Raw genomic sequence first — 26,556 nt, forward strand, 5'->3', positions numbered from 1 at the left:
GGGACATTAAACCGTGGACGCCACCGGTAGCGTTGAGCGCGTGACTCGGTCCGTAGATTCCGATTTCCTGGCGCTGCCTCGCGCCGCACTCGCCGACGCCGCCCTGAACGCAGCGCGTGCCGCCGGTGCCAGCTATGCCGACTTGCGCATCCACCGGCTGATCAACGAAGAGCTGGTGCTGCGCGACGAGCAAGTCGAGACCGCGGTATCCGGACGCACCATCGGTTTGGCGGTGCGGGTGATCGTCGACGGCACCTGGGGATTCGCCTCGCACGTGCAGCTCGACACCACCGCCGCGGCCGACACCGCGCGCCGGGCCGTGGCCGTCGCGCGCGGTCTGCGCAGCCTGAACCGCGAGCGTGTCGAGCTGGCGGCCGAGCCCGTGTATGCCGACGTTCAGTGGGTGTCCGAGTACGAGATCGATCCGTTCGGTGTGCCGCAGGCCGACAAGATCGCGGTGCTGCAGGAGTATTCGGCGCGGCTGTTGGCCTCCGACGGGGTGGATCACGCCTCGGCGACCCTGACAGCCGTCAAGGAGCAGACCTTCTACGCCGACACCTTCGGCTCATCCATCACCCAGCAGCGGGTCCGGGTCATGTCGCAGCTGGACGCCATCGCCGTCGATGCCGCCACCGGGTCCTTCGAGACCATGCGCACCCTGGCACCGCCGATGGGGCGCGGCTGGGAAGCGATCGGCACCGACGGCGTGTGGGATTGGAGCGCCGAGCTGCGCGAGATCCCGGAGCTGCTCACCGAGAAGGTGAAGGCGCCCAGCGTGGTCGCCGGCCCCACTGACCTGGTGATCGACCCGACCAACCTGTGGCTGACCATCCACGAATCCATTGGCCACGCCACCGAATACGACAGGGCCATCGGCTACGAGGCTGCGTATGCGGGCACCTCGTTCGCGACCCCCGACAAGCTCGGCGCCATGAAGTACGGCTCACCCGTCATGAACGTCACCGCCGACCGCAACGAGGTCCACGGCCTGGCCTCGGTGGGCTACGACGATGAGGGGGTGGCCTCGCAGCGCTGGGATCTGGTGCGCGACGGCATCTTCGTCGGTTACCAGCTGGACCGGGTGTTCGCGCCCCGGCTGGGGCAGGAGCGTTCCAACGGCTGCTCGTACGCCGACTCGCCGCACCATGTGCCGATCCAGCGGATGGCCAATGTGTCACTGCAGGCCTCGCCGCAGGAGCGCAGCACCTCCGACCTGATCTCCGGGGTGGAGGACGGCATCTACATCGTGGGCGACAAGTCGTGGTCAATCGATATGCAGCGCTACAACTTCCAGTTCACCGGGCAGCGGTTCTACCGCATCCGCGGCGGCAAGCTGGACGGCCAGCTGCGCGACGTCGCCTACCAGGCCACCACCACCGACTTCTGGGGGTCGATGGAAGCCGTTGGCGGCCAATCCACCTGGCGGCTGGGCGGAGCCTTCAACTGCGGTAAGGCCCAGCCCGGACAGGTGGCGGCCGTAAGCCACGGCTGCCCGTCGGCGCTGTTCCGCGGCGTCAACGTTCTGAACACCAAGCAGGAAGGTGGGGCCGCGTGATCCCCGCACAGCAGGTCGCTGAGGATGTCCTGGCCGAGGCCGCGCGGCGCGGCGGCGCCGACGACACCATCGTCTTGATCCAGGACAGCAGCGAGGCATCGCTGCGCTGGGCGGGCAGTTCCATGACCACCAACGGCGAGTCGGTGAAGCGCGGCATCGCGGTGGTATCGATTCTGCGGCAAGGGGATCAGACCCGAGTCGGTTCGGTACTCACCGAGGACGCCGATCCGGCCGCGCTCGCCGATCTGGTGGCGGCCAGTCAGGCCGAGGCCGCATCGGCGCCTCCGTCGCGGGATGCCATGCCGCTGCTCGGACCCGGTGAGGGTGCGGGGGAGAGCTGGGATGCGCCGATCTCACCGACCAGTGCCGACGTCTTCGGATCGCTGGCCGCCGATCTGTCGACGGGTTTTGACGGCCCCGACACCCTCTACGGCTACGCGCGCCACGAACGTCAGACCACGTTCCTGGCCTCGTCCACCGGGCTGCGCCGCAGGTTCACCCAGCCGACGGGCCAGGTGGAGATCAACGCCAAACGCGGCGTGGGCAGCGCCTGGGCTGGAGTGTGCACCCCCGAATTCGTGGATGTGCCCACCGAATTGCTGCTGCGCCAACTCAATGAACGGCTCACGGCCTCCCAGAATCAGATCGAGCTCAAGGCCGGTCGTTACGAGACGCTGCTGCCGCCGTCGGCCACCGGTGACCTGATGCAGTACCTGGTGTGGACGATGGGCGGCCGCGGTGCGCACGAGGGCCGCAACGCTTTCGCCGGGCCCGGCGGCACCCGGATCGGGGAGCGGCTCACCGAGCTTCCGGTCACGGTGTACTCGGACCCGTCGTACCCGGGGCTGGAAAGCAGCCCGTTCGTGGCGACCCCCATCTCCAGGGAATCGTTGTCGGTCTTCGACAACGGCGTGGGCATCGAGCGGGTCGACTGGGTGCGCGACGGTGTGATCAACGCGCTGAGCTACTCGCGCGCCGACGCCGCCGAATTCGGTGCCGCCCCCACGGTGGGCGCCGACAACCTCATCATGACCGGAGACGGCGGGGCGACGCTGGAGGAGATGATCGCCGCCACCGAGAACGGGCTGCTGCTGACCACGCTGTGGTACATCCGCGACGTGGACCCGACGACGCTGCTGCTGACGGGGCTCACCCGTGACGGGGTGTACCTGGTGCGCGACGGCCAGATCACCGGCGCCGTCAACAACTTCCGGTTCAACGAGAGCCCGATCGATCTGCTGCGACGGGTGACGCAGGTCGGCGTTACCGAGTACACGCTGCCGCGCGAGTGGAGCGACTACGCGACCCGCCAGGCCATGCCGGCGCTGCGGATCCCGGACTTTCACATGTCCTCGGTCAGCGCAGCACAGTAGGTCGCTCCCAGCACCTCCACAGAACCTTCACAAAAGGCTCCAGCGATCACCACAACCGTCAAATAGGCTGTTCATGTGCCCAGTCAGCGAAGAATCTTGGTTGTCGATGACGAGCCCACGATCTGTGCGTCCATATCCGCGCGGCTGCGCGCCGAGGGGTATGCGGTAGACACCGAGGACAACGGCCTGGACGCGGTGCGGCATTGCCGCGAAAACCCGCCGGACCTGATGGTGCTGGATGTCATGCTGCCCGGCCTCGACGGCCTGGAGGTCTGCCGCCAGGTGCAGGCGCACGCCCCGATCCCAGTGCTGATGCTCACCGCGCGCGGCACCGAGACCGACATGCTGGTGGGCCTGGGGGTGGGTGCCGACGACTACCTGCCCAAACCGTTCAGCATGCGGGTGCTGGTGGCCCGGGTGGCGGCGCTGCTGCGGCGCACCGAACGCGTGGCGGCGCCGAGCACCGATGTGCGGGTCGGGCAGGTGCGCATCGACGTCTCCGAGCGCCGCGTCTATCACCGTGACGACGAGGTGCATCTGACCCGCACCGAGTTCGATCTGCTGGCCTATCTGGCCGATAACCCGCGGGTGGCGATCAGCCGGGAGCGCCTGCTCGATCAGGTATGGGGCTGGAGCGAGGGGCTGCCGTCGGGCCAGCGCACCGTCGACAGCCACATCAAGGCGTTGCGCCGCAAGCTCGGTCAAGAGCTGATCCGCACCGTGCACGGCATCGGATACGCGTTGGAGGTACCACGATGAGCCCATTGCTGGAACTGCTGCCGCGACCGTTGGATCCGTTGCGCTCCTTCAAGTTCAAGACCGCGGTGCTGGTGGGGGTGGCGCTGCTGATCGCCACCTGCCTGCTGTGGATCACCGCCGAATGGAAGCTGCGGTACGCGCTCACGCTGGCGTTGTTCGTGTCCTTCGGGGTGACGTGGTTCCTGGCGCACGGCATGACCTCGCCGCTGCGCGATATGACGGCGGCGGCGCGCTCGATGGCGCAGGGCGACTATTCACGCCGGATTCGGTCGACCTCCCGCGATGAAGTGGGACAGCTGGCAACGGCTTTCAATCACATGGCCGCCGAGCTGCAGTCCGCCGAGAAGTACCGGCGTGAGTTGGTGGGCAATGTCTCGCACGAGCTGCGCACACCGATCACGGCGCTGCAGGCGGTGTTGGAGAACATTGTCGACGGGGTGGCTGAGCCTGACCCGGCGACACTGAAAACCGCACTGGCGCAGACCGAACGGCTGGGCCGGCTCGTGGACGACCTACTGGATCTGTCCAAACTCGAGAACGGATCGGTGCCGGTGCAACGCGAACCGTTCGCGGTGCGTGAGTTCGTCGACGGCGCGGTGGCCGAGGCCAAGACCACCGGACGTCAGGTGCGCTATCACGTGACGGTCGAGCCGTTCGATTTGCAAGCGGTCGCCGACACCGCCCGGCTGCATCAGGTGGTGGCCAACCTGCTGGACAACGCATCCCGGCACAGCCCGCCCGGGGGACAGGTGTCGGTGTTCGCGCGCACCGAGAACGACGCGCTGCTGCTGGAAGTCGCCGACACCGGGCCCGGCATCGCGCCGCACGAAAGATCACGAGTGTTTGAACGATTCACCCATGGGGGATCGCGTGATGGCGGCACCGGTTTGGGGCTGGCCATCGCGCAGTGGGCCGTCGATCTGCATGGCGGCCGCATCGAAGTCGTGGACGCACCCGGCTGCCGGGTGCGCGTCACATTGCCGCAGTTCGACAACGAGGAGGGGAATTCATGACCACTGGTTCGATAGTGCCGCCGCCGTATCCGATTCCGGGGGCGCCGGCCGAGGCTCCAGGGCGGCCCGTGCCGCGTCCGCCGGTCCCGATCTTCGGGCCGCCGACGCGGTTCCTGACGGCCTGGCCGCGCGACATCCGCTCGAAGATGACGCAGGGCGCGCTGCTCAGCGGTATCGGGGCGGGCCTAGTCGCGGCGCTGTGCTGGCGGTCCTCGCTCCCGGGCCTGGGCTGGACGCTGACGGCTTTCGCGGTGGCCCTTGCCGCCTTCGCCACGCAGAAAGTGCAGTGGACGCCGACGCGCATTGGCGCGCTAGTGCTGGCGCTGTGCCTGGCGGTGGTGCCGACCGTGCGGGATGCGGAATGGCTTGTGGCGCTGTGTGTCCTGACCTCGCTGGCGCTGTTCGTCTATGCGCTGGCTCCGGCCCGGACGTGGACGGGGCTGGTCTATGGGCAGTTCGTCATGCTGCGGTCACCTTTCCGGGTGGCGGGATGGATGCGCCGCGGTAGGCGAGCGATGTCGCGTGGCCACAAGATCAATCCGGACCGGGCGGCCATCGTGGTGTTGGTGACTGTTGGTTTGGTGGCAGCGTTTGGGGCGCTGCTGGCTGATGCCGATGCACGGTTCAGCGCATTGATCAGCGGGGTCTTGCCGTTCGTGTCACTCGGTGATGTTGCTGGTCGGGTGATCGTGGGCGTGCTGGTCGGCGGGTTCGCGCTGGCCGCCATCTATGTGCTGTCCAGGCCGCCGAGCTTTGATCGGTTGGCGCCTACGGAGCCCAAGAAGCTGCCGCGCTGGGAATGGAGCTTGCCACTGGCCGCGCTGAACCTGCTGTTCATCGCCTTTGTGGGCGTGCAGATTTCGGTGCTGTTCGGGGGAGATGAGCACGTGCAGGTCACTGAGGGGTTGACCTACGCGGAGTATGCGCGCCAGGGTTTTTGGCAGCTGCTGTTCGTCACCATCTTGGTGATGGGGGTGATCGCGGTGGCGATCCGGGTGGCGGGGCGCGAGGATGCCCGCGACCGATTGTTCCTGCGGGTGCTGATCGGTGGGCTGTGCGTGACCACCCTGGTGATCGTGGCCTCGGCCATTCACCGGATGTCGTTGTACGAGGGGGCCTATGGGTACAGCGTGGAGCGGCTGCTGGTGCGCTGGATCGAGCTGGGTATGGCGTTGGTGCTGGTGTTGATTCTGGTGGCGGGGATTCGGATGAGTGCCCGGTGGCTGCCTACCGCGGTGGTGGCGGTCGGCTCGTTCGGGATGCTGGGTCTGGCGATCTTCAACCCGGAAAGCTATGTGGCGCAGCGCAATGTGCAGTTCTTTGAGCAGACCGGCACGATCGACCAGTGGTACATGGCCAGATTGTCCTCGGATGCTTTTGAGGCGACGAAGTCGCTGCCCGAGGATGTGCGGGGATGCGTGCAGGACAAGATCGCCTACAAGGTGGGGCCGAGCGCGCCGTGGTACGAGTACAACGTGAGCCGGGCGAAGGTGCGGGCTGCCGACGTCAAGGAGGCGTCATGCAACCTGGAGTACGACGGTAGGTGACCTGGCTTCCAGGGGTTTGGCAGCCGATCGGCTAGAGTTCAGTGCTGCTAGGGGCGGTAGCTCAGTTGGTTAGAGCCGTGGACTCATAATCCATTGGTCGCGGGTTCGAGCCCCGCCCGCCCTACAAAACGGTGAGTATATTGATTCGGCCGACGGACGACGTGCGTCGTTCGCGCGTCATTTCGAGGTTGGCGAGTCAATTGGTTAGACGCTGACGTGCCAACATGGCAGACCTCTAAGTAGCACAGTTTTTGGTGCATAAGCCGCCGGTAGGAACCTGAGTATCGAGGAGCTTGCAGAGTTCTCAAAGGGAACAACTATGAGTTGGTGTCGTCTGCAAAATCGGTAACCGCCAACCAGTGGGCCAGACATAGATAGCGTGCGTAGGCGCTGAGTGTAGGCGACCTGTCTTCGCGTAATCAGTCCTCATCGAGCGTCCTAACCTTGGCCGGGCCCGGGTGGGCAACCGTTGGAACTGTTGGGTTAGCGTAGGAGAATCGTAGGTCTTGCCACCGCCTGGATATATCCGAGGGGATATCATTATCAGCTACTATTACTTGCATGTTTCTTCCGTATGTAGCCGCCAATGTATCGAGAACTCGGTACAGCTCGTCTACCATATGCGAGTTCAGTACACCGATTGACTTCCGAGGGGAGTCGATAATTAGTAACGTAGGATAATTTGTTTGACGTTCACGCAACGCCGTTGCCAGTACTGTGACCCAGTATGCGGTCACTAACGCCGTCGTAATTCCCCCAGTGCTAATTTTATCGAATCTATCATCATTTGCGAATGGTAAGTACGAGTTTCGGTCGATATGGGCATCCGTTACTGTCGGTACCCCTGTTCGCGCAATTATCTGACGATAATCAGAACTAAGTGCTTGAAGTAGGTGCTCTCGTGTCTCTTCCACGGCTTGCTCGGCCTGTTTTCGCTCGTTGCGTAGTTCATCCAGACTATGTTCAGCGCCAGTTCTTGCTGTTGCCAGATCCCCTGCTCTATCCCACTGTCTAAGGATCACCTCCATCGACTCCAGAATTGCATCTGAACTGGCGAGCTTCGCGGCTGCATCTGCATACTGCTCCAGTCGGGGGCTAACAAAGTAGCGGGTACGTTGATCCAACAGCCCTTCTAGATTTGCCAGGTTCTCTCGTGCTTTGACGAGATTGCTGGTTACTGCTACCCGCGCCTGCTGAGCCGATGTGAGTAGCGTCTCGACTTCCTGAGTTTGCGATGCAAGTCGCTCCGTCTCGTACATAGATCGATGGGTAAGGAACCGGTCGGGCAGTGGCTCAGGCTGAAAGCACAGAGTGCAAGCACCAGGTGGGTGCTCCCGCCCAGTGATGGACTGGGCGCAACGGGGGCAGATTACAAACTCGATCGGCGCGAGAATGCTCGCAGCTTCGTCTGTTCGTTCAATCTCTGCTTTACGGGTTTGAAGTCGCCTGAGTAGACGAGTTTGCTCTTCGTAGGAAAGCTCTACCTCGCGCAGTTGGTTCTGCAGGTAACCTACCTCGTCTCGTGCCTGCAAGACGAGGTCTCGTACCACGCCGACGTCACCTCTGATGGTTTCTGCCTCCTGATGCAAGGCCTCCATTTGACGTTGTGCTTCAGCCTTCCGTTCCTGCTCGGCGTGCACGACCTCCTCTACCTGCAGCCGTGTATCTGTCCGGCTGTCCTGCAGAAAATCAAGAACTGTACGCTCTTCCTTCTGGGAGGATTTCAGTATTTCTTCGGCCTCAAGTTCGGCTTTCTTCAAATGTAAGACGTGGGAATCCGTAAGCCCGAAAAGTAGCTCGAATGTCGTCCTTCGCGCAGGCTGACTCCAAGTGTCGTTGCTTCGTGCGATACTTCGATCGATTTCTCTTTGTTCGACGTATATGAATGACCAAACATTGTTGAAGGTAATGCGCTGCGTTTTTACTCTACCGGTGGAATAGACATCGATAGGCAAGCCCATCGCAGTCATCAAAAGAGCGTTGAGATTCTGATTGGGAAGTGAGTTCTTGGAATCATTTAATGGTAGTGGTCCATAGTCTATTCCGTTATTTATATCTACTACATTGACAGTGCTCGTATCGTTACCTATGTAACGTGTGAGCTGAAAAGTGCTTTCACCAACTTGAATCTCTAAGCGGACTTTATTCACATGATCGCGAATCACTGGGGCAATTCGCGCTTGGCCGCCGATTGCATACTTTGCGCATTCGAAGAGAGAGCTCTTTCCGACCCCAACCGGCCCGCTTAGTACAGTCAATGGACCAGAGAAGGAGTGTCGGACCAACCCAGATACCGTATCGAGCTCGATCGAATTGATCCGCATCTGGACGCTCATTGCAGCTCCGTTCTCAGAGGGACATCCATTCGGTCGGGAAGCGCTTCATAGATCGCGTCTTTAAGTGCAGAACCAGTGTGTCGCCCGTACCGATCTGCGATGGATTCGTAACGGTCAACGACAGAAGCCCATAAAGGATCCCACCGGAGTTGAGCCACTAGATCAGCGCCGAGAGCGGTTGGAGTTAGTCCTACCGAACCGCGTTTTCCGCGGACGTATCGGGCAAGCCCTCTCCCGACAAGCGCACCAAGTACAGGGTAGTACTGGTCATCCCACGGGCCGTATCGGTAGCGGATCATCGGAGCGTCGGTAATCCCGGTAGCGGGCAGGCTTTGGATTAATACTGTAGGAGTGTTTAGGATATTCGCGATTAAAGGTTCTAAATCTTGATAGCGAGCTATGAAGTCTAGTTTGGCCAATTTAGTAAGCCCATCAAGCTTCTTTGCGTTCCCGGCAATATCTGATACCGCCGTTATAAGTATTAACACGCGAAGTTGTTGATGTTCGAGATCTTCTGTTCGTAGACGAACTTCATTAAGGTGGTCAGTCATTGCTGACCTCCGACTCAATGGCACTAACCGCTCTATCTGGAAACATGTCTCTCGCGGCGCCTAAATCGAATGCGTCGCTAAACCAGATCCGACATTGGCTGGCGAGATCGCAAATCAGGCCTAAGGCCAAGTCTTCGTCGAGGGTCAGCAATGGATCGGCAATTTCTATTGTTGATAGGGACGTACGCAATGCAGCCCACATTTGCGGTCCGTAATCAGTACCTTTTGCCTCCAGGGCTGTTGATTCCTGAATTCCTGACGCTACGATCAATGCTCGAGTCTTGACTTTCTCGAGGTTGGCAGAGAGCCCTACTGTGGACAGTGCTACGTCGCTCTCGTACTCTCGCCAGAGTCTGGCGGCAGCCTCTGCGGCATGAATTGTAGTGTTCCGGCATCCGGAATTGTACAACTTTAACGCTAATCTGGTCGGAGCTAGCGGAAGATGCCGATCTAGAGGTGAAATCTCGATTTGTTGTACTACTTTTAGGACGTCAATAATGTCTGCGCAGGTGATTGTGCGCTCACTTATTTTTAGTTCCAGTAATTGTTCTTCACTGAGGTGCTGGATGTTGCGCATCGCGGCGAGAAAAGCATCGTCCGGAGGTGTATTTCGCCCCCGCATCCTTCGTCGAAATATGTTGCTGACCGCTTCCCAGAATGAATGAGCTAGTTCGACAGGATGGTCAATTGCTGTGAGAAACGGGACTGCGTACATGCTAGCGGCAGCGCTCGGGAGTATGTCGCGTGTAGGGCGCCCGCAGTCGAATAAAAGAGCCGACAGAAATTGTTGTATATGCCAGAGGAAAGCAGATGTCGGCGATTTATCATCGTTCACCCACTTGGTGATGTTCTCGTCAGTTAGTGTGTTGATAATACGCTTCGCGGTGGTGAGTATCAGTGCCCAATGCTCTGTGCGGTGAGGCCCGAAAGGGAATTCACGGAGATACTGGCACAATTTATGCAGTTGTGCTGGAGGTCCACTTGCTAGGCCCGCATTTGTTACGAGACGTGCGTAGGATTTGCCGCCCAACGCGGACCATCGGCTAAATAGGTGAGCGATTCCCCCTTCTGTAAACAATGTAGCGAAAGTCCATGAACCGCGACTTAGGTCGCGGTGCTTAACGCTTACAAGTTGAATTTCCTCATTAAGGCATAAGATGAAATCCTCATGGTGCTCACATATTATCTTGACATTATTCGAGCCCTGCAAACTTCCGTTCATTTCTTTCGCGACCGCAAGAAGGTAGTCAGCGGCGGCGGTTAGCGCTTGCCAATCGTATCGGTCAGCGGTTTCGGCGCCGGAATCATCCGGTGGTGGTGCCAAGAGCGTAACTGGAATCGACAACAGGCCCCCTCCCGAGCTCGGGTTTCGAGCTGTTGGCTGACCATAGAGATTGCCCGCTCTAACCAATCAGCTCGTCCTTCGATGCTTTCCCCGGATGCTATCTGACTCATTGTCAACCCGTGCTCGGTTCGATGCCGACTGTTTGCGCATCTTCGGCTGAAGGTCTTGCTTGCGTGAGCCCGCGCCGCCCTACTGCGCCCGTGGGTGGGGGGGAGACTCGGGCTTTTGGCCCGGTGTGCGTTGAGCACCTTCGTTAGGTGAGATTCGGTTCATCTTCCAGCCAGAGCGCTGCAAAGCCGACTGCTGCGGAAAGTAATGTGCAGGCGGCGGACGGAGCGAACGGTGCTTGCGCTCGTTACGGACACGTGAGTGGCCTTCCTCAGCCGAAGTCCCTGCCGTTACGCGATCATCGGGTCGATCGCCGCCCGGGGCACCAGCACCTGCAACGCCCCGTATGAGTCGGGCAATATCGCGCCCTGGTCGAAGAAGAACATCACCCCGTCGTTGAGCACCGCGAAATTCTGGTAGTTGGAGGGGTTGTACAGCGAAGCGGGAGCGAACGGCAACGGCGGAGGGGGCGGTGGCGGCGTAGTTGTGGTCGACGTGGTGGTGGTCGGCTGTCCGGAGGTTGTCGTCGGCGTGGGAGTCGCCACCGGCGGCGGGGCCAGCTGCTGCTGCAGCTGAGCCTGGACAATCGGCGCGACGGTCTTCAGCGGATCATCCACCCGCCACAGCGGCGCACTGTCTTTGTCGTCCTGCGCGACCGTGTAGAGAATCGGCTTGCGGTAGCTCTGGTCCCAGTTGTATGCCTTGAACGTCGTCTGCGCGCTGCCGGTGTTTTGGTACACCTTGAACACCACGGTCTGCGTGCCGCGCGGGGGAATCGCCGAGGTGTAGGCCGTCGGCTTGATGCTCAACTGATACGGCGTGCTGCGGGCGGTACTGGACTTAGCTGTGTTGAGGAAAGCGTCGCGCGTCTTGGCGACGTATTCGGCGATCGGCTTCTGTTCCGGGTAGTTCAGCGGAATGGTGATGTCGACGCTATACCCGGGGTCTGAGAGGCGGATCTCACACGTGGTGCCGGTGTTATTGCCCTTGAGGTCGACGCAGTAGTCGTGCGGCGCCGCCCCCGCTACGCCAGAAAAGCCGAAGATGGCGGCAGCCGTGGCCAGTACGGACACGCTTACCGAGCGTATGGATAAGTAGGGCACGTTTGCACTCTAACTTCGCAAGGTGAACCAAGTGCCCGGACTGCAGAACTGACGATCGGACTGAACTGCGCCTTTGAAGCTCCTGATAATCGGATGGAAGCCCCTCAGTGGCCCCGGCACCTCGCTACGATCACTGCGTCCTTGGATCTTGAACCCCTACGAGGGAGTAGCCATGACGGGATCACCAGACACCGGATTCAACGGCAAAATCGCCCTGGACATAAGGGATTCCGAACCGGACTGGACCCCGTACGCCGCACCCACCGCGCCCGAGGGCGCGCCCAACGTCCTGTATCTCGTGTGGGATGACACCGGCATCGCCACCTGGGACTGCTTTGGCGGGCTGGTGCAGATGCCCGCCATGAGCCGCATCGCCGAGCGCGGTGTGCGCCTCTCGCAGTTTCACACCACTGCGCTGTGTTCACCCACCCGCGCCTCGCTGCTCACCGGCCGCAACGCCACCACCGTCGGCATGGCCACCATCGAGGAGTTCACCGACGGCTTTCCGAACTGCAGCGGCCGCATCCCGTTCGACACCGCGCTGCTCTCGGAGGTGCTCGCCGAAAAGGGCTGGAACACCTACTGCGTGGGCAAGTGGCACCTGACTCCACTGGAAGAAGCCAATCTCGCGGCTACCAAACGGCATTGGCCGCTCTCGCGAGGCTTCGAACGGTTCTACGGATTCATGGGCGGAGAGACCGACCAGTGGTACCCCGACCTGGTCTACGACAACCACCCCGTCGAGCCGCCCGCGACTCCCGAAGAGGGTTATCACCTGTCCAAGGACATCGCCGACAAGACCATCGAGTTCATCCGCGACGCCAAGGTGATCGCCCCCGACAAGCCCTGGTTTTCCTACGTCTGCCCGGGTGCTGGGCACGCCCCGCATCACGTCTTCAAGGAATGGGCCGACAAGTACGCCGGTAAATTCGACATGGGCTACGAGTTGTATCGCGAGATCGTGCTGGAGAACCAGAAGAAGCTCGGCATCGTCCCGTCGGACACCGAATTGTCGCCCGTCAACCCGTATCTCGACGTCAAGGGACCCAACGGCGAACCCTGGCCGCTGCAGGACACCGTGCGCCCGTGGGACTCGCTCAACGACGAGGAGAAGCGCCTCTTCTCCCGCATGGCCGAGGTGTTCGCCGGCTTCCTCAGCTACACCGACGACCAGATCGGCCGCATCCTGGACTACCTGGAGGAATCGGGCCAGCTCGACAACACCATCATCGTGGTGATCTCCGATAACGGCGCCAGTGGTGAGGGCGGCCCCAACGGCTCGGTCAACGAGGTCAAGTTCTTCAACGGTTACATCGACACCGTCGAGGAGAGCCTGCGCTTCTACGACAACCTCGGCGGCACCGACACCTACAACCACTACCCAATCGGGTGGGCGATGGCGTTCAACACGCCTTACAAGCTCTACAAGCGCTATGCCTCTCATGAGGGCGGCATCGCCGATACTGCAATCATCAGCTGGCCCAAGGGGATCGCCGCGCACGGCGAGGTTCGCGACACCTATGTGAACGTCAGCGATATCACTCCGACCATCTACGAGCTGTTGGGCATCACGCCGCCGGACACCGTGAAGGGCATCGCCCAAAAACCGCTCGACGGCATCAGTTTCACGGCGGCGCTGAAAGATGCAAACGCTGACACCGGTAAGGACACTCAGTTCTATACGATGCTCGGCACCCGGGGCATCTGGCACAAGGGCTGGTTCGCCAACACCGTGCACGCCGCCACCCCCTCGGGCTGGTCAAACTTCGACAAGGACCGCTGGGAGTTGTTTCACATCGAATCCGACCGCAGCCAATGCCACGACCTCGCCGACACCCACCCGGAGAAACTCGAAGAGCTCAAACAACTCTGGTTTGACGAGGCCGCCAAGTACAACGGTCTGCCGCTGGCCGACCTGAATATCTTGGAGACCCTGACCCGTTGGCGGCCGTACCTGGCGGGGGAGCGGACGTCGTTCACGTACTACCCGAACACCGCAGAGGTCGGACTCGGTGCCGCGGTAGAGATTCGGGGACAGTCGTTTTCGGTGCTCGCCGAAGTATCCGTCGACACCGCCGATGCCGAGGGCGTGATCTTCAAGCAGGGCGGTGCGCACGGCGGCAATGTGCTGTTCATTCAGGACGGACGGCTGCACTACATCTACAACTTCATGGGGGAGAAGGAGCAGAAGGTGTCCTCGCCGGGCACGGTGCCGTTGGGCGCGCACGTGTTCGGGGCCCGCTTCGCCAAGACCGGCACGGTCGCGGGCAGCCACACCCCGGTCGGCGACGTGACGCTGTTCATCGACGAGCAAGCCGTCGGCTCACTCGCCGGAGTTGAAATCCACCCGGGCACATTCGGTCTCGCGGGTGCCAGCCTGTCGGTCGGACGCAATAGCGGTTCGGCGGTCTCGTCGGATTACGAGGTGCCGTATGCCTTCACCGGCGGAACCATCGCGCAGGTGGTCGTCGACATCTCGGGGGAGCCCTACGAAAACCTGGAGAAGAAACTCGCGATCGCCTTCGCGAAAGACTAGGCGGGCCACTCGGTGAGCTGTTCCCACTCACCGAACGGCGGCTTCTTCGCGGCCTGGATCACGATCTGGCCGGTGACGGCCGAGCCGGGGTGGTACTCGTCGATCGCGAATCCGCCCTGGCGGTCCTCGGGCGTGGTGCCGTCCCAGATGTAGATCGGGCCGGGTGCAGCGGCGGCCTCGGCGACTTCCTGACCGCACTCGGCGGCAGGCTCGTCGCGACCCACACCGGTGTGCTTGCCATCGATACGCCGCCAGATGCTCACGAATCGGATGCTACGCGCTGGCGTGCGCTCTGGGCAGCCACAACTTGACCAGGCGGTGAACTCACGGAACGAGTAGGTGTCTACTTGCGCCATCGCGGCCGCAGTGTGTCACCGTGGGGTGGTGATGAAAAAGTTTGGCGCGTTGGTGGTTGCGGCCGCGCTGCTGCTCGTGACGGCGCCGCTGGCCTCCGCCTGGGGTCCGCAGGGGCACAGCATTGTGGGCGCGGTCGCCGATGCGCAGCTCACGCCCGCGGCCCGCGCGGAGGTTTCGCGCCTGCTGACCGGCGAGACCACCCCAACGCTGGCGGGGGTGGCCAACTGGGCCGACCAGGTACGTCCGAGCCGGCCCGAGACCGCACCCTGGCATTACGCCGACATCGCCGAGAACAACTGCCAATATGTGCCTGCGATCAATGGCGACAACGGCAACAACGTCATCGAGGCCATTCGCAACCAGACCGCGATCCTGGCTGACAGATCCAAATCGGATGCCGAACGCCGGGAGGCCCTAAAGTTCGTCGTGCATTTCGTCGGCGACATTCACCAGCCGATGCACGACGCTTACGCCCGCGACCGCGGCGGCAACGACATCCCGCTGACCTACAACGGCCGGTCCACCAACCTGCATTCGGTGTGGGACAGCGGATTACTGAACACCCGTGGTCTCAAGGACGCTCAGTACACCCAGGTGGTCCAGGCGCTGCCCGCGCCCGATCTCGGCAGCACCGATCCCGTCGACTGGGCGCAGGACACCTGCCACATCGCGGTGGGCGCCTATCCCAACACGTCGACCATCGGCACGGACTACACCAACCAGTACCGCCCGATCGCCGAGGCGCAGCTGCGCCTGGCCGGTGATCGCCTGGCGCGGTTGATCAATGAGACCCTGGCCTAGCGCCTTAAAAGCCCGCTCTACAGGTACTTTCCAAAAAACTCGGCGAGCTTTTCGACGGCCGGACCAACATACTGCGGCCTGTCGTACAGGTCGATATGTGTGGCGCCCTCGATCAGAAAGAGCTCCTTGGGCTCCTGTGCCTTCTCAATGGCCTGTTCGCTGAAGTACAGCGTGTCCGCTTCGGTGCCCGCGATCATCAGCAGCGGACGCGGCGAAATGAGATCGACGTGGTCGTATGAGGAGTACGCCGCGATCGGAACGATGCTCGACGCCACATACCAATTCGGAGAGTTCGGATGCTGTGCCCGGGGTGTGCGGTAGTAGTCCGAGCCTTCTGCGAACAACACAGGGGTGTCGGCGGTGATTTCGTCCGATTCGGGAACCACATGTGCGAGTGCTGGTTTGGCGCCTTGCGCCTGGGCGGTGCGATCGGCGGCCGCCACGGCGAGCGCGTGTTGGAGCTGTTCCACACTCTGGCCACCGCCGAGCCCGTCGCGGTACAGCGATCCAATGTCGGCGCCGCTGACAGTCGCGACGGCCTTGATCCGCTGATCGGTGGCGGCGGCGTTGGGGACGTAGCCGCCGGATGCGCAAATGCCCAGAGCACCAATCCGATCAGGGTCTACCCGAGCCACGGTGGTCAAGAACGAGACCGCCGAACGAATGTCCTCGACCCGTGTGAACGGATCTTCCAGGAAACGTGGCTCGCCCTCGCTCTCACCCTGATAGCTCGCGTCGAAGGTCAGCGCCACGAACCCCTTTGTGGCCAATTCCTGCGCGTACAGGCCGGCAGTTTGTTCCTTCACTCCGCCGAACGGATGGCTGACCACGACGGCAGGTACGCCGTCTTCCGTGGACTCGGGGTAGTAGAGGTTCCCTGCGAGTTGAAGGTCCTTGCTGGTGAACCGGACGTTCTCGGGCATTGCGCGCATCCTTTGTCTGCTGTGGTCGGCGGTGAACCATCCGCTCTACTGCATTCTGGTGCGGCCCACGGGACATAACCAGTGACAGTCTTTCCTAGGTAGAAATTGCCTACCCTTAACCAAACAGTCACTCCGATCCCGGGTGGCATGCTCTGGTCATGGCACAAGCATCCAAAGCCAATGCCGAACTCGGTGCCTTCCTGCGAACTCGCCGGGCCGAACTGAGTTCCGATCTGGCCGGATTGCCGCGTTCGGTCGGTGCCCGACGCGTAACCGGGTTGCGCCGTGAAGAAGTGGCGCTGTTAGCGGGTATCAGTTCGGACTACTACGCCCGCATTGAGCAGGGACGCCTGGCCAGCGTCTCCGAGGGCACCGTCGAGGCGATATGTCGCGCCCTCCAGCTCAGTCCCGATCAGGAGGCGTACGTTCGCACGTTGGCCCGTAAGCCTACGGCTCCGCGAACAACACAGGACGCACCCATCGACCCGGTGACGCGCAACCTGCTCACCCACATCAACGAAATCCCTACCTTGGCCCTTGGCCCGTACTTAGACATCCACGGCTGGAACTCGTTGGCATCGTTGTTGTTCCTTGATTTCGCGGAGCTATCACACGAGCGCCGCAATCTCGTCTGGTTGGCGTTTCTGCACCCACAAATACGCGCTATGTATGTGGACTGGGAGGCGGTGGGCCGGGAATGTGTGGCATTCCTGCGCATGGACGCCGCACGTCAACCAGACAACCCCCGTCTGGCCGACCTCATCGGTGAACTATCCGCCAGCGACCGCGATTTCCGATCCTGGTGGTCATCACAGGACGTGTCGCACCACAACACGTCCGGGCGGAAGCGCTATCGGCATCACGCCGTCGGTGAATTCAGCCTTGACTGGCAGATCTATCACCGCGCGACCAGTTTCACGACCAGCCTTGCGTTCCTGGTCCCCTCCGACACGCATGCGGCTGCCGCGCTCACCGCGTTGAGTCGTGCGGGTCTGAACTACCAGACCCGCACGTAGTCGACGAGCATCTCCGCGGGGTAGGAACCACCCGACGGATCGCCACCACCGGAGCCGGAAACAGCCAGGTTCAGCATCGGCTGCAGCGTGTAGCCCGGGTCGTTAAACGGCCAATCGTCAAGGGAATTCGCGTCGACCGTCAGGTACGGCTCCGCGCCGTCGTGGTAGTCCATCCAGAAGTACAGCCCGGCCTCGGTCCAGGTGCAGCGCCAGGTGTGCCAGTTGCTGTCCACCGGCATCGGCAGCGTCTCAAACGAGGTGCCATCCAGACGTGCGTGCACCGTGGTGCCCGAGGGCCAGTCACGGTTGCCGTACCACTCCGCGAGGTCGATCTCGCCGCCACGCTCGGGGTTGTCGTTTAGCAGCCACCACGCCGGCCACGCACCGTCGGTCAGGCAGTTGAACTTGATGCGCGCCTCGAAGGTGTGGCCGATGCCGCCGCGGAAGGTGCCGTGCAGCTTGCCGCTGAAGTACTTGTTGCCTTCCTTCGTCGCACGGATCACCAGGTTGGAGTTACCGTCGAGGAAGATGTTGGTACGGCTGTCGCGGTACTCGCCCATGTTCTCGGGGCGGTCCCAGAACACCGGGTTCTTGATCTTCTCGCGGAACTTCGCGGCCACCCACTTGGAACCGTCGGGGGCTGAACCTGCGGGGCCGTCGAACTCGTCGCGGAACACAAAACCGGCCGTCTGGGCATCAGGCGGTGCCGCGGGCTGACGTCTCGGGTCGGCCTGAGCCGTGGCGAGAGGCAGGGCGGCTGCGGCAATGCCGAAGCCCATGGTCAGTATCAACTTGCGACGATCCATTTCGGGCACCCCGAAACGATAATGGTTGTACCTGGGCCACGGGCGCAGCCCCGGCCGTTTTGGCTGCTAGTGGCGCGGAAGCATTCTGGCCAGTAGTCCGTCCCGCAACCCGATCGTGTGAAACAGCACGGCGCTGACATGGGCAACTATGCAGGCGAGCAACGCGTAAGCGACCCACGCGTGTGCCTCGCGCAGCACGCCGTACCACCCGATGCTGGTGGGCGCGATCGACGGAAAGCGCAGTCCGGCGACCTGGACCGGAACCCCGGACGCCGACACCAGCGCCCATCCGATCACCGGTTGCGCCAGGAACAACGTGTACATCGCGAGCTCGGAACCGGCGGCGATGAAGCGCTCCGGCTGGGCGAGCGACAGCGGTGGCGGTTTATGCCAGATCCGGTTAGCGAGGCGCAGCACCGCGAGCACCAACACCAGCACGCCCACGGCCTTATGCCAGGCCAGCACTATCGGGTAGTCGCCCAGTGACCCGACGAGCAGCGCGCCCAGCACCAGCATCGTGATGATCGAAACCGCCATCAGCCAATGCAGAAGCTGCGCCGCCAATCCGAAACGCTCGACACCCGTGGATTCAGTCATCACATGTCCTGACCGAACTGCTCCACCGGCGCCGGAGTCTCTCGCGCGCGGCGCCGAAACGACTCGGCATAGACGGCCGCGCGGGCCGCAAGGATCGGATCATCGGATATCTCAATTCCCTTGGGCAGCACTGTCGGATCGAAGTTGGTATCCCGGATGCGTTCCTGCTCTTGGGCTATCGCGTGGCCAAGTACCAGTGTTCCGGCATCGATCTGCTCGCGGTCGGCAGGCCAGGGCAGTGTCGGATCATGTGTCTGATCCACACCCGGCATACCGATCTGAAGCAGCAGCCGGTAGCGCAGCTCACCGCGGCGCACCCGCTGGGCCAGCGCCTCGAACATCCAATGGGGCCCGTTCTTCGCCGGGGTCCCGGCCTCGTCCCCGTTGGGAATCACCCGCCACCGCACCGGAGTCCGGTCGCCGTTCTTGGTGACGAAGATGAAGGTGTTGAGGCTGGAATAGCTGGCCTGCGCGAACGACGAAGCCTTGGGTGCCGCCTCGATCAGCTTCTGCGCGGCCGCCGCAGCGGGGTTATCCCGCAGGAACGCCGCCACCTTCTCCTTGTCACCCGAGGTCCGCGCCGCGATCAGCCCGTAGAACATCTCCGGCGTCGGGGCCATGAACACCGGCGCAGCGGCCATCGCGGTGCGCCACTGCTGCCCGCCGGGAAGCGAAAACTCCAGGGCCAGCGCCTGTCCGGACCCGGTATCGGGCTGGTGCGGATTCTGGCCGCCCACCGAGAACCGCCCGACGACGGGATGCACGCCCTTGACGAACACCGACGCTGACGAGACTTCCGCTCCCGCTCCATTGCTTTCGAAACGGCCCGATACCGCAAGAGCTTTGGCGTGGTTGCGTCGATACCCGACGAACTTTCCACCGGTCGTCTCGAACAGGTCGATGAAGGAGCGCCCGGTCAGTCGGACGCCGCCCCGGCCCTCCAGAGCCACGAAGCCACCCAGTCCCGTCACGGTGACTGCCCCGGCGGCGACCAGACCCATGAACATGCGGCGGTCTAGCTTGTGTGCGACCACGAAACGAGCCTAATACGCGAATCTGTGAGCGCACCGGGGACAATGAAACGATGATGAAGCGTCTCATCCTCGGTCTCGGATACGCCGCCCTCGGTCTCGGGTGCGCTCTGAGTCAGTTCGCACCCGCCAGCGCCGACCCGGGAGTGCCACCCGTGAGCGAGGCCGCCCGCGCCGCCGGGCTGCTGGACGTGCGCAGCATCGTGCCCGACGCGGTCATCGACCTGCGCTACGCCACCACCAACAACTTCACCGGCGTGCAGCTGTACCCGGCCGATGCCCGCTGCCTGGTGCACGAGTCGATGGCGCCGGGCCTCAAGACCGCCGCCGACACGCTGCGCGCCAACGGTGAGCGGCTCGTCTTCTGGGACTGTTACCGCCCGCACGATGTGCAGATCCGCATGTTCCAGGTAGTGCCCAACCCGAACTGGGTCGCCAAGCCCGGCCAGTACGCCCGCAGCCACGAGGCCGGGCGCTCGGTGGACGTCACGCTGGCCAACGCGCGGGGTCTGGTCGATATGGGTACCGGATTCGACGATTTCTCCCCGCGTTCCCTGGCCTACGCCACCGACGGGGTCAGCGCCGAGCAGCAGGCCAACCGGGCCCGCCTGCGCGGTGCCATGCAGGCTGGCGGGCTTCAGGTGTACTCGGGTGAGTGGTGGCATTTCGACGGGCCCGGAGCGGGTGTGGACCGCCCGGTTCTGCAGGTGCCGGTCAACTGACCAGACGGTTGTTCCACTACCCGGGAGAAATTGAGTAGTCCAGTACCCGGTGCGATGGCGCTCTACCGGAGTAATTTCCCTTTCGGGTCGAATGATCCTGCTGGGAGGTTGCCATGCCTGCATCGCCGATTCCCGTGGGGACAGTGCGCCGCTGTGTCCCGCTCGCGGTGCTGGCCGGCGCCCTCGCGGTGGCCTGTGGCGGCACCGGTGAATCTGTCACGCGCACCGTGACCCAGACCGTCACCGATCAGACGACCATCACCCACGGGGGCGACGGTGGTTCGCACGGAAGTACCAGCGGCGGTGGGTCGTCCACGTCCGGGAAGACGCCCACGGACGACGGGCTCGCGTGGGTGCCCTATGGCCCCAAGGACCCTGCCTTCCCGACACCGGGCTGGGACGTCTACGTCTACTTTCTCAAACATGATTGCGACAGCCTCAAGAATGTCCAGAAACCCGAGGGCAACCTCTACGAGGCGGCGGTGGGTGTGTGCCGTGCCGCGGTGAACGGCGAAGAGAGCCAATGGGATGTGGCGGCCAAGGCCTTTGCGGCGCGCGGTGCGGGTGTCGAGATCGGCCCGGCGCAGTGCGTCGACGACACCATCGCGGCCATGGTCACCAAGCTCCTTGCCTGGCATGAGGAGCACCCGGGCGGCCAGCCCGCGCTGACGTTCCCGCAGACCGACGGCCGCACCGCATGCTCGAAGGACAACAACAGCTTCGTGCCCCCGGACGAGACCGATTCCTCCACAACCAGTTCCACGACGTCGAGCACCACCACATCGAGTACGACCTCCACCACGACCACTTCGAGCACGACAACCACCACCACACCGGCGCGGTGAGGTCAGTGCGAGAACTGCCAGTGCACCGACTGGTCCTCGTCCAGCACGATGATGCTGCCGTTGCGGACGGTCCACCCCTCGGTCATCAAGAACAGCCGGCCCCCGGACTCGGCGAGCAGCCGCAATCCCGTGGTGCGGTAGAGCTTTTTCGGCCCCGTGGTGATCTCCTCGGTGCGCACCACGGGAGAGTCGATGCCCAACGGGCTCTCGCTGACGGCCGTCGCCCGGGGCAGTGACGACACCGAGTCTTCGTAGCGCTGCGCATACCCGCGTCCGACGATATCGGCGTACCCCTGTACCGCCCAGAACATCGCTGCCGCAATCACAATGCCGACGAGCACGGCCTCGAGCACATCGGGGGGACGGGCAATGGCACTGCGTGGCCGCGTGCGTTCCTGCCCCTGGCGGCTCAGATGCCTGCCGTACACCGCCAGTGCCGTGCCGATCGCGATCATGAGCGGCCACACCACCGTCCCGGGTTCCCAGGCACGCGTCAGCGCGGGCATCACCACGCCCAGGATGGCGACAGCCAGCCCGCCGAGCATGGTGACCCGGCAGATCACCCGGATCGTATCGGTCACGCCGTCGCGCTCGATCTTCTCGGTCAACGCGCGATGCGCTGCCAGCCAGGCGATTCCGATGACCGCCATCGCCAGGATCGGCAGATACAGCGTGCTGATGCTGCGTAACACGTAGTCCTGAGTGGTGAAGCGGAACAGGCTTACCTCGATGCCCATCCACTGGGACTGCGCGTCGCTGCGGGCCCAGCCGAAGTACAGCAGCAGCGCGGTGATCATCGTCAACGGTGTTCCCACCGTGGTGATTACGGCGATGACGGGGCGAATAATCGACACCGGATCCGGTGAGTCCGCGGCGGCCGGAGCGTCGAGCTTCCCCGGCGCGTCGGCAGATTGACGCGCTGGCTCCTCCGACGCTTCTTCGGCCGGCATGCGAGCATGCTACGCGCGAGGGGCCTGACCAGGGAGGAAAATCCCCTTGCCGCTTCCATGTGCGGCGCCTATTCTGGCTGGCGTCCTGGTCCCCGACGAAAGGTACGACATGGATCTGTGAGGTCTGGCAATCCGCCGGCGCGCCCTCGCGCGTTTTCGGCGACCCCACCTCACAGGAAGTCCTTTCCATGTCTGCTGTCATATCCTCGAACGCTCTCACCTACGTACATCCCGACGGTTCCGTCGTTCTCGACGGGCTCGACATGCTGGTTCCGGCAGGGCGCTCCGGGCTGGTCGGTGTCAACGGCTCCGGCAAGTCCACCCTGCTCAAGCTCATCGCGGGTGAGCTACTGCCCACCTCGGGGATGGTCCATGCCTCGGGCCATATCGGTTACCTGCCACAGGATCTCACTATCCGCGCCGATCAGTCGGTTCCCGATCTGCTGGGTCTGACGCCCGTGCTGGCGGCCATCGCGGCCATTGAGCACGGGTCCACCGATCAGGCCGACTTCGACACCGTCGGCGACGACTGGGATCTGGCCGAGCGGGTGCGCGCCGAGCTGGATCGTCTCGGCCTGCCGGCCGCGGTGCTGGACCGCACGCTGGGCGATCTGTCCGGAGGCGAGGTGATTCGGCTCGGTCTGGCCCGGCTGCTGTTGCGGCGCCCCGACGTACTGCTACTCGACGAGCCGACCAACAACCTCGACGGCGAATCCCGCCGGCACCTGTACGACGTGGTGTCGTCTTGGCCGCGCACGCTGCTGGTGGTCAGCCACGACCGTGAGCTGCTGGAGCACGTGGAGCGCATCGGGGATCTGCGCGACGGCGGCGTGACGTGGTACGGCGGCGGATACAGCGAGTACGCGGCAGCGATCACGGCTGAACAAGAGGCTGCCGCGCAGGCGATCTCGACGGCCAAGGCTGAAGTGCGCCGCGAACGCCGCGATCTGGTCGAGGCCGAAAGGGTTATCGCGCAGCGGCGCCGCTACGGCGCCAAGATGCAAGCCAACAAGCGTGAGCCCAAGATCGTGATGGGGCTGCGCAAGCGATCCGCGCAGGAATCGGCGGCAGCGCTCACGCAGACACAGACCGATCGGCTGGACAAGGCCCGCGAGAATCTGGATGAGGCGCAGACCCGGCTGCGAGCCGACCGCTCCATCCGTATCGACCTGCCGGGCACCGAGGTTCCCGCCGGTCGCGTCGTCGTCACCACCGACAACCTGGTACTTCGTCACGGAGTCGCCGCGCACCTGGAGCTGCGCGGGCCGCAGCGGGTGGGCCTGGTGGGGCCCAACGGCTCGGGAAAGACCACGCTGCTGCACACCCTCGCGGGGCGCATCCCTGCCGCTGAAGGTGCTGTGACGGTACATGTTCCGATGGGCCTACTCCCGCAGCGTCTTGATCTGCTGGACGATGCGCGCAGTGTCGCCGACAACGTGGCACGCCGTGCTCCGCACGCCGATATGAACACCATCCGTGCCAGACTGGCGCGATTTCTGTTCCGCGGCAATGCCGCCGACAGGCTTGTCGGTGCGCTGTCCGGTGGCGAACGGTTCCGGGCGACGCTGGCCGCGGTGCTGCTGGCCGACCCTGCTCCACAACTGCTGCTGCTGGACGAACCCACCAACAACCTGGACTTCGCGTCCTACGACGCGCTGGTCTCGGGGCTAGGGGAGTACCGGGGTGCGGTGATCGTGGCCAGCCACGACCTCGGCTTTCTCGACGACATCGGGGCCCGGCATAGGGACTGGAGGACGGAGCCGGTAATCGGGTAGTGCGGTACGCACGTCAGGGGGATACCTCCACACGCACGCTGAGCTGGTCACGTTCCCACCCCGCGTACGCGCGGCCATGTCAAGGAGACTCACGATGTGTTTCATTATCCCCCAAGATGTCCTGCTGCGATTAGCCGACGATGACAGCGTCGCCGACGATTCGCGAACGGCCCTGGCGGCCACGGCCGCGTCCGAATCGGCCTGGCGCACATTGCGCGACGCGCACACCGAGGCCACCCAGGCCGGACTGCTGGCTCGCGCCGACGCATTCGCCGGCGTCGCCAAGGCGCTGGCCACGGCCCCCGGCACCCCGGTGTTCGACTGCAAGCACACCACCTCGCTGCCCGGTATCACGATCGCGAATCCAGGCACCTCCACCGATACCTCCGCCAAGCACGCGTTCACCGAAACCGCTTCGGTGGCGAAGTTTTACAAGGAATGCTTCGGGCGCAACTCGGTCGACGACGAAGGTATGACGTTGGTGTCCTCGGTGCACTACAGCGTGAACTACTCCAACGCGTTCTGGAATGGCTCGCAGATGACCTACGGCGACGGCGACGGCGAGATCTTCGTCGACTTCACCGGATCCAACGACGTGATCGGCCACGAGCTGACGCACGGCGTCACCCAATACACGGCGGGCCTGCTCTACAAGAACGAGGCCGGTGGCCTCAACGAGAGCATGTCCGATGTATTCGGATCGATGTTCCGGCAGTGGAGCGCCGGACAAACGGTCGGTCAAGCCGACTGGCTGATCGGCAAGGACATCATGGGTCCGCGGGCCATCGCCAAGGGCTTCACGTGCCTGCGCGATATGGCCGACCCGGGCGCCCGGCACTGCCTCGCGCCGCAGCCGTCGCACTATCGCGACTATGTGCCCGGCAGTGACCCGCATGAGAGCAGCGGCATCCCCAACTACGCGTTCTACCTCGCGGCGACCAAGCACGGCTCGTACTCCTGGCAGGGCGTGGGCACGGTCTGGTACGAGGCTCTGACCAGCTCGAAAGCCCGTCCCAACATGAAGATGAAGGCCTTCGCCAACCTGACGCGCGAGATCTCCGCAGCCAACGCGGCCGCCGAATCTGTACATAAGGCGATAGACGACGCGTGGACCGCGGTCGGGCTGTAGCGTCGCCGTCATGGTGGAGTACCTCATCGACAGACGGGGCGGATTCACCGGGCTTCCGGCCAGCGGTACGTGTACTGACCAGAGCTTGGACCCCGAGGCGCGACGCGTACTGGATGGATTGTTGGACAGCCCCGGGTCGCTTCCGGGCGACCCGGGTGCTGACCGCTTCACGTACACGGTGACCCGGGTCAGCGGGTCTGATCGGATCACTCGGGCCATCCCGGAGAGCCTGCTGCCCGACGCCGTCCGTCAGGTGGTCAAAGAACCGATCTGACGGCCGGACCTGACAGTTCACCGTTCACGAGCCGAGCGGGTATGCACGCTGCCCGGTAGGGTGATGTGTAATGTGCACGCGTTTCATCATCCCGCCGGCCGTACTGTCGCGACTGGCCGAGGATGGTGACATCGCCGAAGACTCACGGGTCGCACTCTTGGCCACGGCGGCATCCGAATTGTCTTGGCGTACCTTGCGCAATGCGCACACGCGAGCTACCCAGGCGGCAACCGGTAACACCATCAGTGCAGCCGCCACGGCGTTGGCCAAGGTCCCCGAAACGCCGGTGTTCGATTCCCGGCAGACCACCTCACTGCCGGGCGTGGCCGTCGCCGATCCGGCCGCGTCCAAGGACGCCACCGTCCAGCGGGCATTCGCCGAAACGGCCGCGGTCGTGCGCTTCTACCGGGAGTGCTTCGGGCGCAACTCTGTTGACAATGCGGGCATGACGCTGATCTCGTCCGTCCACTATGGCGTCAAGTACGCGAACGCGTTCTGGAACGGTTCGCAGATGGCCTACGGCGACGGTGACGGCCAGATCTTCCTGGACTTCACCAAGGCCAACGATGTGATCGGTCATGAACTGACACACGGGGTTACGCAATTTACCGCGGGCCTGAACTACGAGAACGAGGCCGGGGCGTTGAACGAGAGTGTCTCGGATGTCTTCGGGTCGATGTTCCGGCAATGGCAAGCAGAGCAGACCGCGGACGCGGCCGATTGGCTGATCGGCAAGGACATTCTGGGGCCGCGCGCGCTCGACAAGGGGTACACCTGCCTCCGGGATCTCGCTGACCCCGGTGCTGCGCACTGCCTCTCGCCGCAACCGGCTCACTACCGCGACTATGTTCCCGGCAGTGACCCGCACGACGGCAGCGGCATCCCCAACCACGCGTTCTACCTCGCGGCGACCACACACGGCTCAAAGTCCTGGGAGGCCGTGGGGACTGTCTGGTACGAGGCGCTGACCAGCCCGAAGGCAAGAAAGAACATGACGTTCAAGGCTTTCGCGAAACTCACCCGGCAGATCGCCGCGGCCCGGACCGGTGCTGAGTCACCCAAGGCGGCCATTGACGAGGCATGGACCGAGGTCGGGCTCTAGCG

23 protein-coding genes and 1 tRNA gene are annotated in these 26,556 nt (G+C 63.3%); 15 read left to right on the forward strand and 9 right to left on the reverse strand.

Annotated elements, in window-relative coordinates:
• Positions 1 to 40 precede the first annotated feature (40 nt).
• The 6 genes from DSM43276_RS07970 (at position 41) to DSM43276_RS07995 (ending at position 6,371) form a co-directional block, all read left to right on the forward strand.
• Positions 41 to 1,555, forward strand: coding sequence for a TldD/PmbA family protein (locus DSM43276_RS07970; protein WP_078329027.1), 1,515 nt, complete (start codon positions 41 to 43; stop codon positions 1,553 to 1,555).
• Entirely contained in the window at positions 1,552 to 2,928 is a 1,377-nt protein-coding gene (locus DSM43276_RS07975) for a metallopeptidase TldD-related protein (protein ID WP_078329028.1), read from the forward strand. Before DSM43276_RS07970 ends, DSM43276_RS07975 begins: the two co-directional genes overlap by 4 nt.
• A gap of 96 nt (positions 2,929 to 3,024) precedes the next feature.
• Entirely contained in the window at positions 3,025 to 3,687 is a 663-nt protein-coding gene (locus DSM43276_RS07980) for a response regulator transcription factor (RefSeq protein ID WP_078329045.1), read from the forward strand.
• Complete coding sequence (locus DSM43276_RS07985) at positions 3,684 to 4,700, forward strand: sensor histidine kinase (RefSeq protein ID WP_078329029.1); 1,017 nt, start codon at positions 3,684 to 3,686, stop codon at positions 4,698 to 4,700. Before DSM43276_RS07980 ends, DSM43276_RS07985 begins: the two co-directional genes overlap by 4 nt.
• The gene (locus DSM43276_RS07990; protein ID WP_078329030.1) at positions 4,697 to 6,247 is read left to right on the forward strand and encodes a DUF4153 domain-containing protein; all 1,551 of its coding nucleotides are present in this window, start codon (positions 4,697 to 4,699) and stop codon (positions 6,245 to 6,247) included. Before DSM43276_RS07985 ends, DSM43276_RS07990 begins: the two co-directional genes overlap by 4 nt.
• Positions 6,248 to 6,297: 50 nt before the next feature.
• Positions 6,298 to 6,371: transfer RNA gene (locus DSM43276_RS07995), tRNA-Ile, on the forward strand.
• 295 nt (positions 6,372 to 6,666) lie between these two features.
• Here DSM43276_RS07995 and DSM43276_RS08000 read toward each other — a convergent pair.
• From DSM43276_RS08000 to DSM43276_RS08015, 3 genes are all read right to left on the reverse strand, one after another.
• Positions 6,667 to 8,583: an AAA family ATPase gene (locus DSM43276_RS08000; RefSeq protein ID WP_078329031.1), complete on the reverse strand. Its 1,917-nt coding sequence runs from the start codon at positions 8,581 to 8,583 to the stop codon at positions 6,667 to 6,669.
• 543 nt (positions 8,584 to 9,126) lie between these two features.
• Positions 9,127 to 10,479, reverse strand: a complete 1,353-nt coding sequence (locus tag DSM43276_RS08010) for a hypothetical protein (RefSeq protein WP_136629006.1) — start codon at positions 10,477 to 10,479, stop codon at positions 9,127 to 9,129.
• A 398-nt stretch (positions 10,480 to 10,877) separates the two neighbouring features.
• Positions 10,878 to 11,690 carry an RsiV family protein gene (locus tag DSM43276_RS08015; protein ID WP_078329033.1) on the reverse strand — a complete coding sequence of 271 codons (813 nt, stop codon included), beginning with the start codon at positions 11,688 to 11,690 and terminating at the stop codon, positions 10,878 to 10,880.
• 172 nt (positions 11,691 to 11,862) lie between these two features.
• Here DSM43276_RS08015 and DSM43276_RS08020 point away from each other — a divergent pair, with 172 nt between their 5' ends.
• The gene (locus DSM43276_RS08020; RefSeq protein ID WP_078329034.1) at positions 11,863 to 14,226 is read left to right on the forward strand and encodes an arylsulfatase; all 2,364 of its coding nucleotides are present in this window, start codon (positions 11,863 to 11,865) and stop codon (positions 14,224 to 14,226) included.
• Here DSM43276_RS08020 and DSM43276_RS08025 read toward each other — a convergent pair.
• Complete coding sequence (locus tag DSM43276_RS08025; RefSeq protein WP_078329047.1) at positions 14,223 to 14,489, reverse strand: hypothetical protein; 267 nt, start codon at positions 14,487 to 14,489, stop codon at positions 14,223 to 14,225. The two genes, DSM43276_RS08020 and DSM43276_RS08025, sit on opposite strands and share 4 nt — an antisense overlap.
• 124 nt (positions 14,490 to 14,613) lie before the next feature.
• Between DSM43276_RS08025 and DSM43276_RS08030 the strand changes: the two genes are divergently transcribed.
• Entirely contained in the window at positions 14,614 to 15,384 is a 771-nt protein-coding gene (locus DSM43276_RS08030) for a S1/P1 nuclease (protein ID WP_169053096.1), read from the forward strand.
• 17 nt (positions 15,385 to 15,401) lie between these two features.
• On the opposite strand, the gene DSM43276_RS08035 is transcribed toward DSM43276_RS08030, so the two are convergent.
• Complete coding sequence (locus DSM43276_RS08035; RefSeq protein WP_078329049.1) at positions 15,402 to 16,307, reverse strand: alpha/beta hydrolase; 906 nt, start codon at positions 16,305 to 16,307, stop codon at positions 15,402 to 15,404.
• A 158-nt stretch (positions 16,308 to 16,465) separates the two neighbouring features.
• Here DSM43276_RS08035 and DSM43276_RS08040 point away from each other — a divergent pair, with 158 nt between their 5' ends.
• Positions 16,466 to 17,323 (forward strand): helix-turn-helix transcriptional regulator, encoded by an 858-nt coding sequence (locus tag DSM43276_RS08040; RefSeq protein ID WP_078329050.1) that lies wholly within the window; start codon positions 16,466 to 16,468, stop codon positions 17,321 to 17,323.
• Here the strand turns inward: DSM43276_RS08040 and DSM43276_RS08045 are convergent.
• The 3 genes from DSM43276_RS08045 to DSM43276_RS08055 all read right to left on the reverse strand — a co-directional run bounded on the left by DSM43276_RS08045 (position 17,305) and on the right by DSM43276_RS08055 (position 19,760).
• A complete protein-coding gene (locus DSM43276_RS08045) occupies positions 17,305 to 18,129 on the reverse strand; it encodes a glycoside hydrolase family 16 protein (RefSeq protein ID WP_078313801.1) in 825 nt (274 codons plus the stop codon). The genes DSM43276_RS08040 and DSM43276_RS08045 overlap by 19 nt on opposite strands.
• Positions 18,130 to 18,195: 66 nt before the next feature.
• A complete protein-coding gene (locus DSM43276_RS08050) occupies positions 18,196 to 18,726 on the reverse strand; it encodes a cytochrome b (protein WP_078329051.1) in 531 nt (176 codons plus the stop codon).
• Entirely contained in the window at positions 18,726 to 19,760 is a 1,035-nt protein-coding gene (locus tag DSM43276_RS08055) for a catalase family peroxidase (protein WP_078329052.1), read from the reverse strand. The genes DSM43276_RS08050 and DSM43276_RS08055 overlap by 1 nt, the downstream gene beginning before the upstream one ends.
• Before the next feature lie 50 nt (positions 19,761 to 19,810).
• On the opposite strand from DSM43276_RS08055, the gene DSM43276_RS08060 reads away from it, so the two are divergent.
• Together DSM43276_RS08060 and DSM43276_RS08065 are read left to right on the forward strand one after the other, a co-directional pair.
• Positions 19,811 to 20,479 carry a M15 family metallopeptidase gene (locus DSM43276_RS08060; protein ID WP_078329053.1) on the forward strand — a complete coding sequence of 223 codons (669 nt, stop codon included), beginning with the start codon at positions 19,811 to 19,813 and terminating at the stop codon, positions 20,477 to 20,479.
• 113 nt (positions 20,480 to 20,592) lie between these two features.
• Positions 20,593 to 21,324 (forward strand): hypothetical protein, encoded by a 732-nt coding sequence (locus tag DSM43276_RS08065; RefSeq protein ID WP_078329054.1) that lies wholly within the window; start codon positions 20,593 to 20,595, stop codon positions 21,322 to 21,324.
• Positions 21,325 to 21,326: 2 nt separating this feature from the next.
• Here DSM43276_RS08065 and DSM43276_RS08070 read toward each other — a convergent pair whose 3' ends face one another.
• Positions 21,327 to 22,274, reverse strand: a complete 948-nt coding sequence (locus tag DSM43276_RS08070) for a hypothetical protein (RefSeq protein WP_234802996.1) — start codon at positions 22,272 to 22,274, stop codon at positions 21,327 to 21,329.
• Positions 22,275 to 22,462: 188 nt separating this feature from the next.
• Between DSM43276_RS08070 and DSM43276_RS08075 the strand changes: the two genes are divergently transcribed.
• From DSM43276_RS08075 to DSM43276_RS08090, 4 genes are all read left to right on the forward strand, one after another.
• On the forward strand, positions 22,463 to 24,049 hold the full coding sequence (locus DSM43276_RS08075; RefSeq protein ID WP_078329055.1) for an ABC-F family ATP-binding cassette domain-containing protein: 1,587 nt from the start codon (positions 22,463 to 22,465) through the stop codon (positions 24,047 to 24,049).
• A 94-nt stretch (positions 24,050 to 24,143) separates the two neighbouring features.
• A complete protein-coding gene (locus DSM43276_RS08080; RefSeq protein WP_078329056.1) occupies positions 24,144 to 25,178 on the forward strand; it encodes a M4 family metallopeptidase in 1,035 nt (344 codons plus the stop codon).
• Positions 25,179 to 25,188: 10 nt separating this feature from the next.
• Positions 25,189 to 25,452: a protealysin inhibitor emfourin gene (locus DSM43276_RS08085; protein WP_078329057.1), complete on the forward strand. Its 264-nt coding sequence runs from the start codon at positions 25,189 to 25,191 to the stop codon at positions 25,450 to 25,452.
• A 70-nt stretch (positions 25,453 to 25,522) separates the two neighbouring features.
• Positions 25,523 to 26,554 (forward strand): M4 family metallopeptidase, encoded by a 1,032-nt coding sequence (locus DSM43276_RS08090; RefSeq protein ID WP_078329058.1) that lies wholly within the window; start codon positions 25,523 to 25,525, stop codon positions 26,552 to 26,554.
• Positions 26,555 to 26,556: the final 2 nt, after the last annotated feature.

The organism is Mycobacteroides salmoniphilum (assembly GCF_004924335.1).
GTDB lineage: Bacteria > Actinomycetota > Actinomycetes > Mycobacteriales > Mycobacteriaceae > Mycobacterium > Mycobacterium salmoniphilum.

Excerpts from the sequence above, each read along its gene's own strand:
- DSM43276_RS07985 (WP_078329029.1), top strand. The coding sequence starts at position 3,684 with ATGAGCCCATTGCTGGAACTGCTGCCGCGACCGTTGGATCCGTTGCGC.
- DSM43276_RS07990 (WP_078329030.1), top strand. The coding sequence starts at position 4,697 with ATGACCACTGGTTCGATAGTGCCGCCGCCGTATCCGATTCCGGGGGCG.
- DSM43276_RS08000 (WP_078329031.1), bottom strand. The coding sequence starts at position 8,583 with ATGAGCGTCCAGATGCGGATCAATTCGATCGAGCTCGATACGGTATCT.
- DSM43276_RS08020 (WP_078329034.1), top strand. The coding sequence starts at position 11,863 with ATGACGGGATCACCAGACACCGGATTCAACGGCAAAATCGCCCTGGAC.
- DSM43276_RS08030 (WP_169053096.1), top strand. The coding sequence starts at position 14,614 with ATGAAAAAGTTTGGCGCGTTGGTGGTTGCGGCCGCGCTGCTGCTCGTG.
- DSM43276_RS08035 (WP_078329049.1), bottom strand. The coding sequence starts at position 16,307 with ATGCCCGAGAACGTCCGGTTCACCAGCAAGGACCTTCAACTCGCAGGG.
- DSM43276_RS08040 (WP_078329050.1), top strand. The coding sequence starts at position 16,466 with ATGGCACAAGCATCCAAAGCCAATGCCGAACTCGGTGCCTTCCTGCGA.
- DSM43276_RS08045 (WP_078313801.1), bottom strand. The coding sequence starts at position 18,129 with ATGGATCGTCGCAAGTTGATACTGACCATGGGCTTCGGCATTGCCGCA.
- DSM43276_RS08050 (WP_078329051.1), bottom strand. The coding sequence starts at position 18,726 with ATGACTGAATCCACGGGTGTCGAGCGTTTCGGATTGGCGGCGCAGCTT.
- DSM43276_RS08060 (WP_078329053.1), top strand. The coding sequence starts at position 19,811 with ATGATGAAGCGTCTCATCCTCGGTCTCGGATACGCCGCCCTCGGTCTC.
- DSM43276_RS08065 (WP_078329054.1), top strand. The coding sequence starts at position 20,593 with ATGCCTGCATCGCCGATTCCCGTGGGGACAGTGCGCCGCTGTGTCCCG.
- DSM43276_RS08070 (WP_234802996.1), bottom strand. The coding sequence starts at position 22,274 with ATGCCGGCCGAAGAAGCGTCGGAGGAGCCAGCGCGTCAATCTGCCGAC.
- DSM43276_RS08075 (WP_078329055.1), top strand. The coding sequence starts at position 22,463 with ATGTCTGCTGTCATATCCTCGAACGCTCTCACCTACGTACATCCCGAC.
- DSM43276_RS08080 (WP_078329056.1), top strand. The coding sequence starts at position 24,144 with ATGTGTTTCATTATCCCCCAAGATGTCCTGCTGCGATTAGCCGACGAT.
- DSM43276_RS08085 (WP_078329057.1), top strand. The coding sequence starts at position 25,189 with ATGGTGGAGTACCTCATCGACAGACGGGGCGGATTCACCGGGCTTCCG.
- DSM43276_RS08090 (WP_078329058.1), top strand. The coding sequence starts at position 25,523 with ATGTGCACGCGTTTCATCATCCCGCCGGCCGTACTGTCGCGACTGGCC.